This is a genomic window from Mesorhizobium sp. GW821-FHT07A06 (genome assembly GCF_059419085.1).
This window is the reverse complement of sequence record NZ_JBWKRC010000002.1, coordinates 711548-728151: the sequence shown is the minus strand read 5'-3', so window position 1 is coordinate 728151 and position 16604 is coordinate 711548. Positions and strand designations below refer to the sequence as shown.

The 16604-nt window shown below is 63.2% G+C and carries 22 protein-coding genes and 2 riboswitches; of the genes, 18 read left to right on the top strand and 4 right to left on the bottom strand.

The annotated features are described in order from the left end of the window. Positions 1 to 165 precede the first annotated feature (165 nt). Positions 166 to 228, top strand: a riboswitch (Fluoride riboswitch). Positions 229 to 298: 70 nt separating this feature from the next. The 5 genes from crcB (at position 299) to AC07SZ_RS08930 (ending at position 2813) form a co-directional block, all read left to right on the top strand. Beyond that, positions 299 to 730 (top strand): fluoride efflux transporter CrcB, encoded by a 432-nt coding sequence (gene crcB / locus AC07SZ_RS08950; protein ID WP_494913980.1) that lies wholly within the window; start codon positions 299 to 301, stop codon positions 728 to 730. A 197-nt stretch (positions 731 to 927) separates the two neighbouring features. Next, positions 928 to 1335, top strand: coding sequence for a hypothetical protein (locus AC07SZ_RS08945; RefSeq protein WP_494913979.1), 408 nt, complete (start codon positions 928 to 930; stop codon positions 1333 to 1335). Then, the gene (locus AC07SZ_RS08940) at positions 1328 to 1723 is read left to right on the top strand and encodes a hypothetical protein (RefSeq protein WP_494913978.1); all 396 of its coding nucleotides are present in this window, start codon (positions 1328 to 1330) and stop codon (positions 1721 to 1723) included. The genes AC07SZ_RS08945 and AC07SZ_RS08940 overlap by 8 nt, the downstream gene beginning before the upstream one ends. Before the next feature lie 22 nt (positions 1724 to 1745). Further along, positions 1746 to 2393, top strand: a complete 648-nt coding sequence (locus tag AC07SZ_RS08935; RefSeq protein WP_494913977.1) for a terminase large subunit domain-containing protein — start codon at positions 1746 to 1748, stop codon at positions 2391 to 2393. Between the two features lie 66 nt (positions 2394 to 2459). Next, on the top strand, positions 2460 to 2813 hold the full coding sequence (locus AC07SZ_RS08930; RefSeq protein WP_494913976.1) for a hypothetical protein: 354 nt from the start codon (positions 2460 to 2462) through the stop codon (positions 2811 to 2813). Positions 2814 to 2844: 31 nt separating this feature from the next. Here AC07SZ_RS08930 and AC07SZ_RS08925 read toward each other — a convergent pair whose 3' ends face one another. Beyond that, a complete protein-coding gene (locus AC07SZ_RS08925; RefSeq protein WP_494913975.1) occupies positions 2845 to 3297 on the bottom strand; it encodes a MarR family winged helix-turn-helix transcriptional regulator in 453 nt (150 codons plus the stop codon). Between the two features lie 65 nt (positions 3298 to 3362). On the opposite strand from AC07SZ_RS08925, the gene AC07SZ_RS08920 reads away from it, so the two are divergent. From AC07SZ_RS08920 to AC07SZ_RS08910, 3 genes are all read left to right on the top strand, one after another. Next, a complete protein-coding gene (locus tag AC07SZ_RS08920; RefSeq protein ID WP_056571613.1) occupies positions 3363 to 4517 on the top strand; it encodes an FAD-dependent oxidoreductase in 1155 nt (384 codons plus the stop codon). A gap of 135 nt (positions 4518 to 4652) precedes the next feature. Continuing rightward, on the top strand, positions 4653 to 6272 hold the full coding sequence (locus tag AC07SZ_RS08915) for a phage terminase large subunit family protein (RefSeq protein WP_494913974.1): 1620 nt from the start codon (positions 4653 to 4655) through the stop codon (positions 6270 to 6272). Positions 6273 to 6300: 28 nt separating this feature from the next. Next, a complete protein-coding gene (locus AC07SZ_RS08910; RefSeq protein ID WP_494913973.1) occupies positions 6301 to 6783 on the top strand; it encodes a hypothetical protein in 483 nt (160 codons plus the stop codon). Here AC07SZ_RS08910 and AC07SZ_RS08905 read toward each other — a convergent pair. Next, positions 6780 to 7925: an acyltransferase family protein gene (locus AC07SZ_RS08905; RefSeq protein WP_494914167.1), complete on the bottom strand. Its 1146-nt coding sequence runs from the start codon at positions 7923 to 7925 to the stop codon at positions 6780 to 6782. The genes AC07SZ_RS08910 and AC07SZ_RS08905 overlap by 4 nt on opposite strands. A gap of 279 nt (positions 7926 to 8204) precedes the next feature. Between AC07SZ_RS08905 and AC07SZ_RS08900 the strand changes: the two genes are divergently transcribed. The 6 genes from AC07SZ_RS08900 (at position 8205) to AC07SZ_RS08875 (ending at position 10578) form a co-directional block, all read left to right on the top strand. After that, the gene (locus tag AC07SZ_RS08900) at positions 8205 to 8924 is read left to right on the top strand and encodes a glycoside hydrolase family 108 protein (protein ID WP_081294884.1); all 720 of its coding nucleotides are present in this window, start codon (positions 8205 to 8207) and stop codon (positions 8922 to 8924) included. Between the two features lie 2 nt (positions 8925 to 8926). Further along, the gene (locus tag AC07SZ_RS08895) at positions 8927 to 9127 is read left to right on the top strand and encodes a hypothetical protein (protein WP_065005343.1); all 201 of its coding nucleotides are present in this window, start codon (positions 8927 to 8929) and stop codon (positions 9125 to 9127) included. Further along, positions 9124 to 9363 (top strand): ABC transporter permease, encoded by a 240-nt coding sequence (locus tag AC07SZ_RS08890; RefSeq protein ID WP_065005344.1) that lies wholly within the window; start codon positions 9124 to 9126, stop codon positions 9361 to 9363. Before AC07SZ_RS08895 ends, AC07SZ_RS08890 begins: the two co-directional genes overlap by 4 nt. Further along, positions 9348 to 9542, top strand: a complete 195-nt coding sequence (locus tag AC07SZ_RS08885; protein ID WP_065005345.1) for a hypothetical protein — start codon at positions 9348 to 9350, stop codon at positions 9540 to 9542. The genes AC07SZ_RS08890 and AC07SZ_RS08885 overlap by 16 nt, the downstream gene beginning before the upstream one ends. A 103-nt stretch (positions 9543 to 9645) precedes the next feature. Next, a complete protein-coding gene (locus AC07SZ_RS08880; protein WP_065005382.1) occupies positions 9646 to 9963 on the top strand; it encodes a hypothetical protein in 318 nt (105 codons plus the stop codon). 216 nt (positions 9964 to 10179) lie between these two features. Then, positions 10180 to 10578: a GNAT family N-acetyltransferase gene (locus AC07SZ_RS08875; RefSeq protein WP_244494086.1), complete on the top strand. Its 399-nt coding sequence runs from the start codon at positions 10180 to 10182 to the stop codon at positions 10576 to 10578. 204 nt (positions 10579 to 10782) lie between these two features. Here AC07SZ_RS08875 and AC07SZ_RS08870 read toward each other — a convergent pair whose 3' ends face one another. After that, the gene (locus AC07SZ_RS08870; RefSeq protein WP_056571620.1) at positions 10783 to 11490 is read right to left on the bottom strand and encodes a hypothetical protein; all 708 of its coding nucleotides are present in this window, start codon (positions 11488 to 11490) and stop codon (positions 10783 to 10785) included. A 176-nt stretch (positions 11491 to 11666) separates the two neighbouring features. Between AC07SZ_RS08870 and AC07SZ_RS08865 the strand changes: the two genes are divergently transcribed. The 3 genes from AC07SZ_RS08865 to AC07SZ_RS08855 all read left to right on the top strand — a co-directional run bounded on the left by AC07SZ_RS08865 (position 11667) and on the right by AC07SZ_RS08855 (position 15269). Then, on the top strand, positions 11667 to 13235 hold the full coding sequence (locus AC07SZ_RS08865) for a glycosyltransferase family 39 protein (protein ID WP_056571623.1): 1569 nt from the start codon (positions 11667 to 11669) through the stop codon (positions 13233 to 13235). A 209-nt stretch (positions 13236 to 13444) separates the two neighbouring features. Beyond that, entirely contained in the window at positions 13445 to 13963 is a 519-nt protein-coding gene (msrA, locus tag AC07SZ_RS08860) for a peptide-methionine (S)-S-oxide reductase MsrA (RefSeq protein WP_056571625.1), read from the top strand. 517 nt (positions 13964 to 14480) lie between these two features. Then, positions 14481 to 15269: a formyltransferase family protein gene (locus AC07SZ_RS08855; RefSeq protein WP_056571628.1), complete on the top strand. Its 789-nt coding sequence runs from the start codon at positions 14481 to 14483 to the stop codon at positions 15267 to 15269. Between the two features lie 104 nt (positions 15270 to 15373). Here the strand turns inward: AC07SZ_RS08855 and AC07SZ_RS08850 are convergent, their stop codons facing one another. Then, complete coding sequence (locus AC07SZ_RS08850) at positions 15374 to 15682, bottom strand: hypothetical protein (RefSeq protein WP_056571631.1); 309 nt, start codon at positions 15680 to 15682, stop codon at positions 15374 to 15376. A 193-nt stretch (positions 15683 to 15875) separates the two neighbouring features. Continuing rightward, a riboswitch (TPP riboswitch) is annotated at positions 15876 to 15989 on the top strand. On the opposite strand from AC07SZ_RS08850, the gene AC07SZ_RS08845 reads away from it, so the two are divergent. Next, positions 15980 to 16588 (top strand): YkoF family thiamine/hydroxymethylpyrimidine-binding protein, encoded by a 609-nt coding sequence (locus AC07SZ_RS08845; RefSeq protein ID WP_056571635.1) that lies wholly within the window; start codon positions 15980 to 15982, stop codon positions 16586 to 16588. Its footprint overlaps the riboswitch before it by 10 nt. Positions 16589 to 16604 lie beyond the last annotated feature (16 nt).

Sequence of the window (16604 nt, the reverse complement as noted above, 5' to 3'; positions counted from 1 at the left end):
GTCCGGTGATGGCAGTCGATCATGATTTCGACCATGGTGCTGATTTGCACCGACGACCCGCCGCCGTTTTGTGTTTTCAGCCTCCCGCTTCCGCCGCCGGCTTGTCGAAGCGGCCGCGCTCTGGCATGTTGCCAGTAATGGGAGATGTCTGGCATCTGGCATCTTACCAGTGATGGGAATGGGGTTCTCCCGAAACCGCCAGTGATGGCTGATGACTCCTGCCGCGAAAACCGCGGTGGGAATCTGTCGATTCCGCCGCCACGGCGGGCCGATGTGCTCGTCTCAGAGAGGATCGAGCATGTCTTTTTCGAACTGTCTTCTGGTCATGGCCGGTGGTGCGCTGGGCACGTTGGCGCGCTACCTCGTTTCCACCTGGGCGCTGCCGGTGAGCAGTGAACTGCCCTGGGGAACCATCATCATCAACATCAGCGGCTCGCTGCTGATCGGCTTCTTCGGCACGCTGACGTTGGCCGGCGGGCGCTATCCCGCCTCCGAAAGCCTGCGCCTGTTCGTGATGATCGGCCTGTGCGGCGGCTATACGACCTTTTCGTCGTTCAGCCTGCAGACGCTCGACCTGCTGCGCGCCGGCGGCTTCGGCCGGGCGGCGCTCAACATCGGCCTGTCGGTGCTGCTGTGCGTGGGTGCCGTGGCGCTCGGCCACATCGTCGCCGCCCGGATCAATGGCGGCGCCACGCAGGTCGCACAGAGCATGATCGAGGAGGAGGCTTGAGGCGGGTTTTGAGGCCTAGGAATTTTTTCCTTGACCGGGTGAGGGCAGTCAGGCTATCATCTCGTCCATGGTGCTGATTTGCGCCAACGACCCGCCGCCGAGGCGGGTTTTGTGTTTTTGGCGCCTTGTCATGTGACGGCGCTGAGGCTGCCGATTTTGGACGCCGGCGGGACAGCGCCCCCCTCTGCGAGAATCCGATGACCCAACGCTATGCCACCATCATCACCGACGATGACGGCCGCGACATCGTCAGCGCCATTGGCGAGTTCGAGGGCGCCGCGCCCCGGCCGCGTCTGGGCCGCGTCGAGCCGGTGGCGCCTGGCGTGCTGATCGGCATGGTGCGGGATGCGGCCGGCGGCTTTGGTTTTCCGCAAGCCGGCATTGGCGGGCATGCCATCGGTCTCGTATTGGCGCGGCTGAAGGCGCAGGCCAGCATGGCAAAACGCGCCGGTGCGGCAAAAACTGCCGCGACCGCCAAGCCGAAGCGCGCCAAGCGGGCCAAGAAGAAAACCGGCCGCTCGAGAAAGCCGGTCGGATCGATGCCGAAGGCGGGCAAGGCGGCCAGCGATGCCGCCGCAAAGGCGATGGGCCAGGTCGATGGCTGACGAAGCCGGCGCCGGGCCGGCGCGCCGCAAGACAAGACCGGCAAGGCGCAAGCGGGCCGGCGAGGCGGCCGCGCCGACGCCTCGGCCGAAGCGGCCGAAAAAGACGCTGGGCGACGACTTTCTTGCCGCCGTGCGGGCCGATTTCCGCGCCCATGGCGCCGGCGTCATCGCCGAGGTGCGGGCCGACAAGCCCGACCAGTATCTGAAGATCGTGCTTTCAGTCCTGCCCAAGGATTTCGATGTCGCCGCCGTCAACCATCTGGACGCCCTCAGCGATGAACAGATCCGCAGCCGCATCAGGGCCCTCGAAGCCGTCGTCAGGCCGTTCCTCGAAGAGCCCGCCGATCGCCGCGAAGACGGAATATTTGGCGCTGCTGGCGGAACTTGACCGCCGCAGACGCAGCAACCAGTTGGCGGCGTACAGACCGTATCCGCGCCAGGCCGAATTTCACGCGGCTGGAGCGGTCAACCGCGAGCGCCTGTTCATGGCCGGCAACCAGCTCGGCAAGACCAGGGCCGGCGGCGCGGAATGGGCGATGCATCTGACCGGCCGCTATCCCGCCTGGTGGCAAGGCAAGGTTTTCGACACGCCTGTACGGCTTTGGGCGGCCGGCGTGACCGGCGAGGGCACGCGCGACAACCCGCAGCGCGTGCTGGTCGGCCCACCGCAACAGCAGGCGGCCTGGGGCACCGGCATGATCCCGGCGGATGCTATTCATCAGACCATCATGGGCCGCGGCGCGCCGGGCGCGCTCGACAGCGTCGTGGTGCGCCATGGCGGCGGCGGCGATGTGCAGGCCGGCGAGAGCGTGCTGTCGTTCAAGAGTTTCGAGAAGGGCCGCGAGAAATGGCAGGGCGAGACGCTGCACGGCGTCTGGTTCGACGAGGAGCCGCCGCTCGACATCTATTCCGAAGGCCTGACCCGCACCAATGCGACCGGCGGGATAACGATCGTGACGTTCACGCCGCTGCTTGGGATGAGCGACGTGGTGCTGCTGTTCCTGTCGGCGGGGGAAGTGGAGAGGATGGCGAAGGGGTCAACCGCCGCGAAACCATGATCCGCAATACCGCTTTTGCGGCAACCGGTGGCCGGGTAGCGTCCGGTGCGACGTTCGGGGTCCCACATGCGCCAGATTGCGGAACTGCTTGTCCTTTGCGCCGTGCTTTCGGCCTGTAGCGGCAGCGGCGATTGGCGCGCCGATGCCATCAGTGCCGCCGAAGGCAAGATGCACAAGCTGGTGAGCGATCCTTCCGCCACATTCTCGCATGTCCAGCTTACCGGCGACAGTTCGTCCGGCCAGACCTGCGGCGTCATCACCGCCAAGGTCGGCACCTTCACCAAGGAGGCGCGCTTCATCGTCTATATCGACAACACCGCCGGTCCGTTTGTCGAGCCGGGCATGGGCCAGTCCATTTCGCGGGCCGACTTCGACTGGGCCTGGAAGAATGATTGCTTGAACGAGGGGTATAAGAGCTAGGTGGGCCTCGGAACTGGGGTCCTGAACTTGCTCACTCCACTTCCCGCGCCACCATCCGGTCCAGGTTTTCGTTCAGCCGCCTGAGCATGCCCAGCAGCGTCGCCACCTCGTCCTCGCTGAAACCGGCCAATGCCTCGTCCCTGCCTTCGTCCAGCGCCGCGCGCGCGGCGGGCAGTTTTTTCAGCGCCGCTTCGGTCAACGAGATCAGGCTGCTGCGGCCATCCTTGGGGTCGGGCGTGCGGCGGATCAGGCCGTCGCGTTCCATGCGCGCCAGCATCTGCGCCATGGATGGTTGCTCGATCTTGGCGAAGCGCGCCAGTTCCTTCTGCGACATCGCCGCGCCGTCGCGCAGGAGATAGATCACCGGCATCTGGCCGATCGAGAAGCCGAAGGCTTTCACCCGCCGCTCGCCAAGGCGGGCGAGGCTGCGCGCTGCCATGTTGATGAGTGGGGCGGGGTTCGAGAACAGGGTCCAGTCGGTCATGACTTGCATTGGTGCCTATGTTTATTGTATAGGCTCCTATATAAATCAATGCGAGACCCCTGTCCATGACCGGAATCCCTTTGCGCATCGCCATCATCGGCGCCGGCCCCGCGGGCTTGACGCTGGCGCGCATCCTGCATCTCAACGGCATCGCCGCCACCGTCTTCGAGCGCGAGGCGCATGCGCTGGTCCGGCCGCAGGGTGGCACGCTCGATCTGCATGTCGACTCCGGCCAGCTCGCCTTGCGGCGCGCCGGCCTCGAAAAGGAATTCCTGCGCATCGCCCGCTACGAGGACCAGGGCAGCCGGCTCTACGACAAGGACGGCCGGCTGGTGCTGGCCGATGACGATGACAGCGGCGACCGGCCGGAAGTCGACCGCTCGGCGCTGCGCGACATCCTGCTTGCCTCGCTGCCGGAAGGCAGCGTGCAATGGGGCAGGGAGCTGCGCGAGGTCCATGCGCGCCCCGACGGCGCCTATGACCTGGCCTTCGGCGCCGACCTGCTCGGCCCGTTCGACCTCGTCGTCGGCGCCGACGGCGCCTGGTCGCGGGTGCGGCCGCTGGTCTCGCGCTACCGGCCGCAATATACAGGGCTGACCTTCATCGAATTCGGCATCGACGATGTCGACGCCAGCCATCCCGAACTGTCGAAGCTGGTCGGGCGCGGCAAGATCGGCGCCGAGGGCGACGGCCGCGGCATGATCGTGCAGCGCAACGCCAATGCGCATCTGCGCGGCTATGCCATCTTCCGCGTGCCCGCCGACTGGGCGGAGAGGACGTTCGATTTCGCTTCGCCGGCGGCGGCGCGAGCCCGCCTGATGGCCGAATTCGAGGGCTGGGCGCCGGAGCTCGTCGCTCTGATCGCGGCCAGCAACGACAATATCGTGGCCCGCGCCATCCACGCGCTGCCGATCGGCCACCATTGGCCGAACCGGGTCGGCGTGACGCTGCTGGGGGACGCCGCCCATGTCATGTCGCCCTTCGGCGGCGAGGGCGTCAACGCCGCCATGCTCGACGCGGCCGAACTCGCCCGCCACCTGGTCGAGGCCGGTGACTGGAGGCAAGCCGTGAAGCTTTACGAACAGGAGATGTTCGAGCGCGTGGTGGAACCCGCCACGCATGCCGCGGAAGCCGCCGCGACAGAGCTGTCGCATATCGGGCTGGAGCTGACGCTGGAGCATGTGCGGCAGCATGCGCAGATGCGGGCGGTGGCTGGGTAAAAAGATCGAAAAGCGCGCTCCGCCTTCTCCCAAGAACTGTCGCATCCGACCCCAAAAAACCACGCCTGAACAGCGCCATGCAGTGGTCATCTCACAAGCTGAATCAGGCCCGCCATGTCCCGTCACGTCACCTTCATGACCATCGACGATGCCGCGCATTATTCGCCCGAAGAACGCAAGGCGATCGTTGCTGCCTATCCCGAACATGAGCGCGAGGCCCGCGCCCAGGGCATTCCCGTGCTGGGCTCGGGCCGCATCTTTCCCGTCGCCGAGGCGCTGATTGTCTGCGAGCCGTTCCGGCTGCCGCGCTATTGGCCGCGCATCGGCGCGCTCGATTTCGGCTGGGACCATCCTTCCGCCGCCGTCGAGCTCGCCTGGGATACGGAAGCCGATGTCGTCTATGTCACCAAATCAGCGCGGGCCTCTCAGCAGACGCCGGCCATGCAGACGCTGACCCTGAAACCCTGGGGCGAATGGCTGCCCTTCGCCTGGCCGCGCGACGGCCGCCGCGAGACGCTGGAAGGGGCGGGGGTGGCGCTTGCCAAACAATATGCGGCGCACGGGCTGAACATGCTGTCGCGCCACGCGCAATTTCCCGACGGCTCGGTCTCGGTCGAGGCCGGGCTGATGGAGATGCTCGACCGCATGCAATCCGGCCGCTTCAAGGTGTTCTCCACCCTCGGCGAGTGGCTCGAGGAATTCAGGATTTTCCATCGCAAGGATGGTCAGGTTGTAAAACTGCGCGACGATTTGATGGCGGCGACCCGTTATCGAAAGGTGGCACTTGCCTACGTTAGCGGGTCGGGCTCGATGACGAATGGCATGGCCTGCTGGCTCACGTTCGATCGGAATGGCGACAAGGGCGCGGATGGCTTGGGAGCGGGGGATTTCACCGGGCCTGCTTCGTCGGGGGCTGACAATATCGTCACCTTCAACGGCACGACTGGCAAAGTGGGCAAGGATAGTGGGATCAAGATTGCCGATGTTGTAACAGGTCCGGCATCGTCGGTCTCTGGACGTGTCGCCATGTTCAACGGCACGACGGGCAAAATGATTCAAGACGGCGGTGTCCTGCTCTCCAGCCTATTGACGTCAGGTGGGGCGCTCGGCACGCCGTCTTCGGGGACGCTGACGAATGCAACAGGACTGCCGGTGTCGACCGGCATCAGCGGCCTTGCCTCCAACATGGCCGCGTTCCTGGCGGGCGGCACCAGCGCTCAGCTTGCGGCTGCTGTGAGCAATGAGACCGGAAGCGGCTCGTTGGTCTTCGGCACCTCGCCCACACTGGCAACACCTACGATCGACACAATCACGTTGACCGGCGGGCAGATTGCTTTTCCGGCAACCGATGCGCCAAGCTCTAACGCCAACACCTTGGATGACTATGAGGAAGGCACGTTTACGCCCACCCTTGTTGGTGCCACAACCGCTGGCACGGGGACCTATAACGCCCAGACCGGTAAGTACACCAAGATTGGCAACTTGTTTTCGTACTCCGTTAACTTGTCATGGACGGCACACACGGGAACCGGAACGATGACCATAGCTGGGATGCCATTCACGGCAGCCGTCACGGGTGTCGTAGGGGCTGTGTATTTCAACAACATGACCTTCACAGGGAGCCCCCAAGCTTACATCCCGGTAAACACGTCGGCCATCTCCGTCGAGACAGTGGCGAGTGGGGGGGCCTCTCAGCCCCTGGGCATGGACACAGCGGCAAACGTCCGCTGCTCAGGCCAGTTGTTCACTGTCTAAACTAAGAACATCAAAGGACATAGCACACATGAAGCGCGTAGCGACCTTTCAGGATATCACGCTGGGCTTTGACGGCTCGGCCGGCCTTCGCTATTTAAAGGGCGTCATTGATGATGATGGGAATAGCCTCGGCGGGATGGAGCCTCACAGGCTCGCAATCCAGCCCGATTGTGATGATGTCGCCGGTCTCGTCCGGTGGCAGAACGGGGTGCTTCTCGACGCGATGGGCTTCGAGGTGGAGGACGGCGATGCTCTCGCCGACTTCATCGCGTCGGCTGTTGAACATCACCGCGCTTATCCGGCAATCGCAGCGAACAGCAAGGCCTGGTGCGATGCCGCAAAGGCCAAGCGCCTAGCAAGGGTCGCGGAAGAGGAAGAGCGAGCCCGGCAACAGGCTGAGCAGGCGGCGGCCGAAGGGCAGGCCGCACAAAAGGCGGAAGCAGCGCGACAGTCAGAAGTGCAGGCGATGATTGACAGCGCTGTGGCAGCGGCCCTTGCCGCGAAGAACTAGGCAAGGGCAGTGACCCTGCTGCGGAAACGCTCCTTCATCAGCAGGGCGGGAGTTTCGATGTACCTGAACGACATGCCTGCCATGGCATAGGAGGCGGGCGCTAGGATGAATAAACCGATTGCTTGCTTTTCTCCGACAGACAGCGCGGCTCCGTACTTGTGCACCGTCAAATACCAGATCGGGTAATGGTAAAGGTAAAGACCGTAAGATATCTTGCCTGTGTAGACGAGCCAGTCAGCCGACATTGCTAGGTGCATGCGTGACCCTGCATTTGACGAAAGATGGAGAACGATGACGGCGACCGACGCAACAACAAACGGCTGTTTCCAGGCGAGATAGTCGGCAGGCAACAGCAGCACAAGAACGATTACCATGACGCCGGCAGGCGCCGCCCACCAAAGCAACCGCTTGAACCCTTCTGATATCCCGGCGTGGGCGACGATGGCAGGCAGCGCTCCGGCAAATATCGCGTCTGCGCGAGTGTGGAATGCCGCGGAGACCCACATCTCCGGAGCGCCACGGGCCACCAACGTGTAGCGGTTCACCTCTATTGCCAGAACCAAAAACAGCACACCGGCAAAAATCGCCGTGAAGTTCTGGACGCGACCAATCAGGAACAGGAGCGCTATCGGCCAGATAAGATAGAACTGCTCTTCGATCGCCAGCGACCAAGTGTGCCCGAACTCATACATATTCCACAGATCGGCGGCGCGCACCCAGTTGCTCACATAGAAGATAGCGGCAGGAATTGATCGCAGGATGATATTGTGGGGGAATATTCCAAATGCGAGATCGATCGCGCCGAAAAGAAAAACACAGACGAGCAGAGCCGGAGCCAACCGCAGGACTCGGCGAGCATAGAAATTGCCGAGGCTGACGGTACCTGTGTCGGCAATTTCGCGAAGCAGCAGCGACGTGATTAGAAAACCACTCAGGACGAAGAAGATGTCGACGCCGAGATTGCCTTTAGTGATGCCGAAAAGTCCGTCAAAGTGAGAGCACATCACGATTAGCACTGCGCACCCGCGAAGTCCGTCCAGTGAAGGATTCCGCTGGCGTTCTACAGTCGCTAGAGCATCGGCTGGCGCTGATCTCGGGAACAGTCTTTTTGCAAGCGACTTAAGCAAGCCGGGGTCTCTCATTTGGAAAATTGGGCGCAACCTATTCGCAGTCATGCTCCATGACAACTGAAAGAAAAAACAGAGAACAACGTCTGCGGGACTTTAGGCCGATCTAAACCAACTCGCCCCCCGAACATCATCCCAAAGGAAAATTCATGGCTGTTTCCCGTGAGAAGGAATCGCTTGCCCGCGTGCTTGCACACGAAGGCGGCTATTCGAATTATCCAAACGATGTCGGCTTCAAATCCACTGTAGCTCCGCATCGATAACTCGAGCCACTATCACCCGAAAGGAACCCCCATGGACCGCAACTTTGCGCGGGCGCTTGCGCTCGTCCTGAAATCCGAGGGCGGCTGGTCGGACAATCCGGCCGACCCTGGCGGCGCCACCATGAAGGGCGTGACGCTGGCGAATTTTCGCCGTTATGTGAAGGCCGATGCCAGCAAGGCCGATCTGAAGAAGATCGGCGACGACCAGGTCGCGACCGTCTATCGGCGGTTCTACTGGGACGCCGTGCTCGGCGCTGAGCTGCCTGACGGTGTCGACTACGCCGTGTTCGATTTCGCTGTGAACAGCGGGCCGGGCAGGGCGGCAAAATACCTGCAGGCAGCCGTGGGCGTCTCCCAGGACGGGCGCATCGGTCCGGCCACGCTGGCGGCAGCCAGGGCAAGACCCGCCGGCATCGTCATCGACCAGCTTTGTGATGCCCGTCTGGCGTTTCTCAAGCGATTGCCGACATGGGGGACATTCGGGCGGGGCTGGTCCGATCGGGTCAAGTCCGTGCGGACCCAAGCCTTGCTGATGTCGGCCCCCGCGACAGTGCCCGCGCAGCCCGCAACGCCAGCGTTGGTCCCTGGGCCGGTCCCGCAGCCACCCGATGTTGAAACGTCGGCCGCCGAGGCTGCGTCGGGTTCAGGGATTCCGGTTGCCGCCAAGGCTGGAGGGGTCATCGCCGCCTGCCTGCTGCTTGCCTATGCCGCCTGGCACCACATTGCCGTTGCCCTGCAAGGGATATTCTGATCATGGCCACTGTCATCCAACCTACCATCCGCCCGACCAACAAGCTGACAGCCGCGACCATCGCCGCCGCGGTCCTGTCGGTCTGCGGTGTCTTCGTGCGCAACCTCTGGCCGTCCTGGTATGACGCCGAGACATGGGCGACGCTTCTGCCGATCGCCGTCTTTGCCGTCGGCTATCTGGTCAAGGATGAGGCGAACCAATGAGCGCGCTGCTGTCCTTCCTGCTCGGCAATCCGACCCTTCTCGGCATGGGTGCGGCCATCTTCGCGGCGCTCGGCTGGGGCGTCCGCCAGCGGCTTGCCGGCGAACGCGGCGAACGTGCCAGGCAAGCCGCCGCCGAAGCCGCTGCGCACGACATCGCGGACCAGGTCCAGAACGATATCGGCGCGCTGCCAGCCGCCACCGCGCGAAAGGAGCTCAAATCATGGGCAAGGGATTGATGCTGCTGTCGGTGCTGGCCGCGATGGCAGGCTGCACAACCGTCAAGGGCGGGTTCTGCGCGGTGTCGAACCCGCTGCGCCTGTCGGCGGCCACGGTCGAGACATTGCCGGACGCCGAGGTCAAGGCGTTGTTGGCACACAATCGCAAGGGCGAAAAACTGTGCGGATGGCAGCCATGACTCTCGTGGCATTTACCCCGGATGCAGCCATGATGCTCGGCCGGCTGGTCATTTTCGGCGCCGGATCGGTCCTTGGTCTCCTGATCGCAAGGGCGATGAGATGATGCATGATTTTTTCGATCTGCTCGGCATCAAGGGACCGGTCGTTGTCGCCGGCCTGGCCGGCGGCGTCCTGCGCGCCTTGTCGCGGCACCGCTACAAGCTGCGCGAGATGGTGGCGTCACCCATTTGCGGCGCGCTCGCCGCCGCCTATCTGACGCTGCCCCTGGTCCAATATTCCCGCGCCACGGGCCTGCCGCTGGCCAATGACGACACGACAACGCTGGCGGCGGCCTTTCTCATTGGCGTCTGCGCCATGTGGATTTCGGATATTTTGTTCGAGGTGATCGTGCGCAAGTTCAGTCCGGCCCCGGAGGAATAGCCGCAGGCTTTGCGTGCCGAAATCTCCACCTGACAGCTCGCGCAAGGGCGGGATTTTTGCATTTGTGGCTTCTGACCGGCCGCTGCTATATCCAGAGCAGGGCCGCCGAACTCGCGGTGGCGTTGATCCCTTCCGGACCTGCGAATGCTTATTGAACGATACGACGGAAACCGTGAGGCTTTACGGCCTCTGTTTGCCCTGGCAGACGATTCCCCCATGCAGATTTCCAGTTACATCGATCGGGGCGAGGTGCTTGTCGCGCGCGATGGCGGTCGGATCGTCGGCCATGCGCAGGTCATCGAGACAGGTGAGGGCGGTGTGTTCGAACTCAAGAGCCTCGCGGTCCGCCCGGCAAGGCAGAGCGAGGGGTTGGGGCGTGCCCTGGTCGCGGCGGCAATCACCCGTTGCCGCGAGCGCAACGGCAGGCGCCTGATCGTCTCGACCGCAACGGCCGATATCGGCAATTTGCGTTTCTACCAGCGACAGGGATTTCGCATGTGCCGTATCGTGCAGGACGCCTTCGGGCCATCGACCGGTTACCCCGAAGGCTCGGCTGTGAACGGCATTCCGCTGCGCGACCAGGTGGTCTTCGAACGCGACCTCGGCGCGGATTGAGGGTGGTGGATCCTCCACCTCGCGCTCCGGCTTCACGACAGTCGCGGACAATCCAACTGCCCGCTCCGGTTCGCCGGAGCGGGCTTTTTTGCGTTTTGGGCTAAAGCGCGCCGCGGCGAAGTGGATTCATGCGGCGCGCTTCAGGGCTTTGTTTTTTACGCATGTCGTCTTCCCGAAGCCGAGGTCACTTTTGGACGACATGGATCAGGCCAGGATGTTGACGGCGCGGGCCGCGACCAGTGCGATCGTCAGCAGGGAGATCATCGCCTCGGCCATCATCAAAAGCTTGGCGCGCTGGGAGAGCGGCAAGGTGTCGGTCGGCGAAAACGCTGTCGCATTGGTGAAGGCGAGGAAGACATAGTCGACGAAGCCCGGCAGCCAGTCGCGGATCTCGCGGTCGTTCAAGGTCATTTGCGGGAACAGGAAATCGGAATGGGCGCGGTTGACGAGGCCGCAGGTCGGCGGCCCGCCGCGATCGGTGCTCCAGAACCACAAGGCAAAAATGATGACATTGGTGACCCAGATGTTGAGCGCGTCGATCAGCAGCGTCTGGCCGCTGGAGCCGGCATGGCCCGCCAGCAGCGCGCGCACCAGGAACACCAGCGAGCCGCAGTTCATGATGCTGACGACCCCGGTCATCACCAGGGCCGTCCTGCGGATCATGACGCGGAACCGGCCGACCAGATACCAGTGCTCCTCCTCGACCGCCTTCTGGGTGGCGACCTGTGTCCAGGCCGTGGCGACCGACAGCGGCACGAGCAGCGCCGCCTCGAGGGCCGGCGCCAGCCAGCGGGGACCGAACGAGAGATCGTTGATGACCAGAAGCTGCAGGCAGATGATGACGAGGACAGCCGCGCGCGCCAGCCAGAAATCGAACGCGCGGTGGTGGATGACGGCATGCTGGTGACGCATTGAGTATCCGGGAGGTTCAGACAGGATCAGATATGCGGATTGTTCTGTCGGGGAGGGCAATGGAGCGCTGAAATTCCCGCTCAATCTTGGTCCTGCAATGGCCTGCAAGTATACTTTTTCGTAAGCTTCGACGTTGGGGCTGTTCGGCGAACCGGTCGGTGTGATTTAAGCGCCGCATGACGGGAATTGACGACTCCATAGATGGTTGGCTGCCGGGCGGGTTGCCTGTCGCGGGCATCGACCGTTCGTCGGTCTGGTCCGGCCTGCTTCGTCATCCCTGGTATTTGCTGGCGCTCTTGTGCCTGGTGCAGATCGTGTGCTGGACGATGGTGCCGGCGCTGATCGACCCCGCGCCGCCTGGCGATGTCGTGGAAGGGTTCATGTGGGGCCGCGAATGGGTGCTGTTGACCTACAAGCATCCGCAGCTTCCCGGCTGGCTGCTTGAAACGAGCCATCTTCTGACCGGATCGTTCCGCTGGCCGCAATATCTGCTCGCCCAGTTGACGATCTCGTCGACCTTCGTCCTGGTCTATCTGCTGGCCCGCGACATGCTCGGGCAAAGCCGCGCGCTGGCCGCGGTGCTCTTGATGCCGTCGGTCTATTTCTTCGGCTGGCCGACCCCGCAATTCAATCATGACTATGCGCAGATGCCGTTCTGGGCGGCCATATGCTGGCTGCTTTGGCGTGCAGGCCGCGGTGGTGGACCTGGCTGGTGGCTGGCGCTCGGACTGGTGTCGGGCGTCGGGCTCTATGCCAAGTTCTCCACCGGCCTGCTGCTTTCCTTCGGCGCTCTCTGGCTGTTGTCCGACGCGCGCGCGCGCGGCCGGCTTGCAACGCCTTGGCCATGGCTCGGCCTTGCGGTTTTTCTCGCCGTCGCCGCGCCGTTGGCCATCGAACTCTACCGCATCGATTTCCTGCCGCTGACCTATTTCGCCGACCGCGACGCCTGGGTGACGGAACACCGTGCTCGCCTGTATTACATCGGTGTCCAGATGGCCGGGCTCTCCGGCTTTCTCCTGGTCCTGTCGATATCGGGGCTGCTGCGGCGTTCGCCTGCCCCAGAAGCGCCCGTCGAACGCGGCATTCTGGTCTATCTCGTATGGATGGGGCTCGGCCCGGCGGTCCTGATCATGTTGGCCTCGTTGTTCACCGGCACCGGTGAATCCTGGGGCGCGCCGATGTACAATCTTGTCGGCGTCGTGGCGCTCGCCTTCCTCGGCCACCGGCTTGGTGCCTTCGAGATGCGAAGGCTGGCGATCTGCGCATTCACCTGCATCGTCACCATGTCGGCCGCCTATGCGGCGATCCGCTGGACGGATTGCAATGTGCGGGGGCGCATGGACGCCGTCTGCTGGCCGGCGCAACCGATCTCGGACGAGGCCGAGGCGGTCTGGCACGCAGCGGTGCCCGGCCGGCTCGACATTGTCGGCGGCGATACCAATCTGGCCATGCTGGCGGGCCTCAACGCCTATGACAAGCCTTCGATCTTCACCGACCTCAATACGCGATTCGCGCCCTGGATCACAACACAGCGGCTGCGCGACCACGGCATGCTGATGATTTGGTCGGGGCGTGATGTGCCGCCGCAACTGCGGGCATGGCTGGACGACATCCCGGTCAAGACCGTTCTTTTCAACTGGTCGCGCGGGGCGCCGCCAGTGACGATCAATTTTGCCGCCATTCCGCCCGGCACGCGGTATTTGCCGCTTGCCGCCGACAGCCGGACCCGGCATCCGCGCAACTGAAGCCTGTCGAGCGGTCGATCCCGTTCCGCATCGTGATAGTTTCGTTCGTGCATGGGTCGCACGCACCCTGTAGGCGCCGCGTTCACTTCCAGTCGACTGGACGAAGCCGCCGACAATGCCCATTTGTGGGAAATCCAATTTGTTGTTGTGCAATTCAGGCTGGAAACAGCTAGCGTTTCCCCTGAATTGCTTTCTTGAGGAGACGTGACATGGCGACTTCGACCGAACGCGCGGTGCTTGCCGGCGGCTGTTTCTGGGGCATGCAGGATCTGATACGGCGCTACCCCGGCGTCATCTCCACTCGTGTCGGCTATAGCGGCGGCGACGTACCCAATGCCACTTATCGCAACCACGGCACCCATGCCGAAGCCATCGAGATCAATTTCGATCCGGCCGTGATCAGCTATCGCACATTGTTGGAGCGCTTTTTCCAGATCCATGATCCGACGACGCGCAACCGCCAAGGCAACGATGTCGGGATGAGCTACCGCTCCGCGATCTACTATACGAGCGACGAACAAAAGCGCGTCGCCGAAGACACCATTGAAGACGTCGATGCCTCCGGCCTGTGGCCGGGCAAGGTCGTTACTGAAGTCGCACCGGCAGGTGCTTTCTGGGAGGCCGAGCCCGAGCATCAGGATTATCTGGAGAAATATCCCAACGGCTATACCTGCCATTTCGTCAGGCCAGGCTGGAAGCTGCCGGTTCGTGAGAAAGCCGTCTCATAAGTTTACGGATAGGCTTTCGCACGGCATGGGACTATAATCGCCTCGCCGATTGCCGCTCGGCCAGCCATCGCATGACGGTTGACGGGCGGTGGCATTGCCGAAATTGCGCGGATGATCCGACGGGGGAAGCATGAAGAAGATTTATCAGAAGCCAGTCCTGACGAAAGGGGGCCGCCTTTCGGACGTCACCGCCTTGATACCGTCTTCGCAAATCAAGACCTGATCGACGGCCTTCATTGGCAAGCGGTCGGCCCCCCGAAAAGGCCTGGCTCGATCGTCGTTTGAATGAGGTGATCGGCTTGACGGGCGCTTTGAGAGGGTGCTGCTTTTGAGCCCGCAGACCGGGCAAGACCGGCTTTCGGCCGTGTTCATACTCGACGTCAACCACTTTACCGGGCCGCTGCTGGCAGGGTGGCTTGAAGCAGGCCATCGCATCGGGGCTATCGTTGTGCCTGGGTTGCGTCGGCGCCCAAAGCACTTCAGCACCGGCAATCTACGCCGAAGACTGAAACGCAGATTGTTGCTCAGGCGCTATGTCGGCGACACGCCGGCAAGGCTGATCGAATTTGGGCGGCCTTATGATTGGGACACGCTCGGCAATCAATTGTCGCAGGTCAACGCCGCTGTGTTGATCTGCTATGCTTTCCCCACATTGGTCCCACCGCAATTGCTGAGCATTTTTCCCAAGGGCGGGCTCAATCTTCACCCAGCGCTGCTGCCCAACTATCGGGGGCCGCATCCTCTCCACCGCCTGGCGGTGGACGGCCAGCATGCCGTTCATGGCGGTGTGACGCTGCACAAGATGTCCGCCGCCTTCGACGACGGCGACATCCTCGGGCAGGTGTCGTTTTCGGAGACAGACTGGGCGTCGCGGCGGGCCCTGATCGACGGCTTGGCAAGCGCAATGCACACGCTGGTGAGCGAGGTGGCGCCCGCCTACTGCAAAGGCAACCTTTCGGGGACACGACAGCCGGCGGGAGATTTCATCTGGGCGCGGCTTGAACCGGCCCACACGATGATCTCGCCGGCCATGTCGATCGAGCATGTCGCGCGGTTATGGCATGTGCTGGGCAATATTCCAGGGATTTATCTGGATGTCGCCGGCCGCAAGGTCAGACTGGCGTTCCAAATCGGACGACTTGGCCCGCCGACTGGACAAGCGCCGGTCGCACGATGGGGCACCGCCGAGTTCGATCTCGCCGATGGCAGGGTCCGCTATCTAACCCATGGCCGCCTGCTCAAACGGCTCTTGAAATTGCGCGCCGCTTTTGCGCGCCCTCAAGTCAGAAGCCGTGTCCTGAAATAGCGTTTCAGCGAGAAAAGCGGCTTGCCGGAGCCCGGTCATTGAGACCGGTTACACAGGGAGATCGCGGCGCTCGCGCTCCGCGATCTCCCTGGTTGCGATCGAAATTACTTGCCGCAGTTGTTGTCGTTCACCGTCGGGGCGGTTGCGTTGCCGTTGGCATCGCTCTGCGCACCTTGGGGATTGGTCGGGCAGTTCTTGTCCGCATTGGAATTCATGTCGCCCGGGGCGGTGGTGGTGCTGTTGGTCGCCGCCGGATCGACCGTGTTGGGTGACGCCGGCGTGCTGGGGTCCACGGTGATCGACTGGCCGCTGCCGCTCGACCCGTCCGTGCCATTTGCGCTATTGCTTTGCGCCATCGCGGATGTTGCAAGGGCAACGGTGAACGCCGAAGCTGCGAGGATTTTCATGAACATGGTTCTGTCTCCATTTCTGTGAACTCGTCGCGTTGCGACTGGTGGGTCAACCTCGCGGCGTGGCGAAGGTTCCCGATAAATTCGCGCGGGGAGGACCTCCGGCGCCCATCCTGTGATCAGATCTGGTGCAATGCTTTTGGCCCGGTGCGCCGAAAAAACGGCTTCCCCTTCGGTGCGAATGGTGCTTTAAGGCGTCCATCCACAGGGGTGCTCCGTACGGTCGGGGCTGAGACGGGGGCGGCAAGCCCACAGACCCTAGAAGCTGATCTGGGTAATACCAGCGGAGCGAGGCGGGCGATGTTTTCAGGCGCACAGATTTCCCTATATCCCATGGCCGACGATTTCGTCGGCGTCATCCTCGGTGCGCTCGGCGCGCTCGATCCCTACCGGGACAGGCTCAGGATCGAGACCGACGACATCTCGACCTTGCTGGTCGGGCCGCCCGAAGTGTTGTTCCCGGCGCTGCGCGATCTGTTCGTGGCGGCGGCGCGGAGCGGCAAGCATTGCGTGCTGTCGGCGGCCATTTCGCGCGGCTGCCCGGGCGAGCCGGATGATCCGATCTGCCGCTCAGACGCGTTTGGCGGACCTGTCGGGCCGCTTGGCCCACGCAAGGAAGCCGCCATCACCGCGGTGCGCAATGCTGCTGCCACCGGCCAGCCGGCGGCGGCGCAATTCTCACTCTATGTGATGGGCACAGGCGACCACATGGACGAGATCTATGGCTGCATCGATTTCCTGAAGCAGTCCGGCGTCTACGATCGCTCCAAGAACTTCTGCACCAAACTGCGCGGCGACACTGGCGCGATCTTTTCGGCGCTGAACGAGGCCTTCTGCCGCTTCGGGCCGGGGGCCGGCCACGTAACCCTCGACGTCACGGTTTCGGCCAACAGCCCGTCGGCTGTCTAGGCCGGCCGCGCTTCCG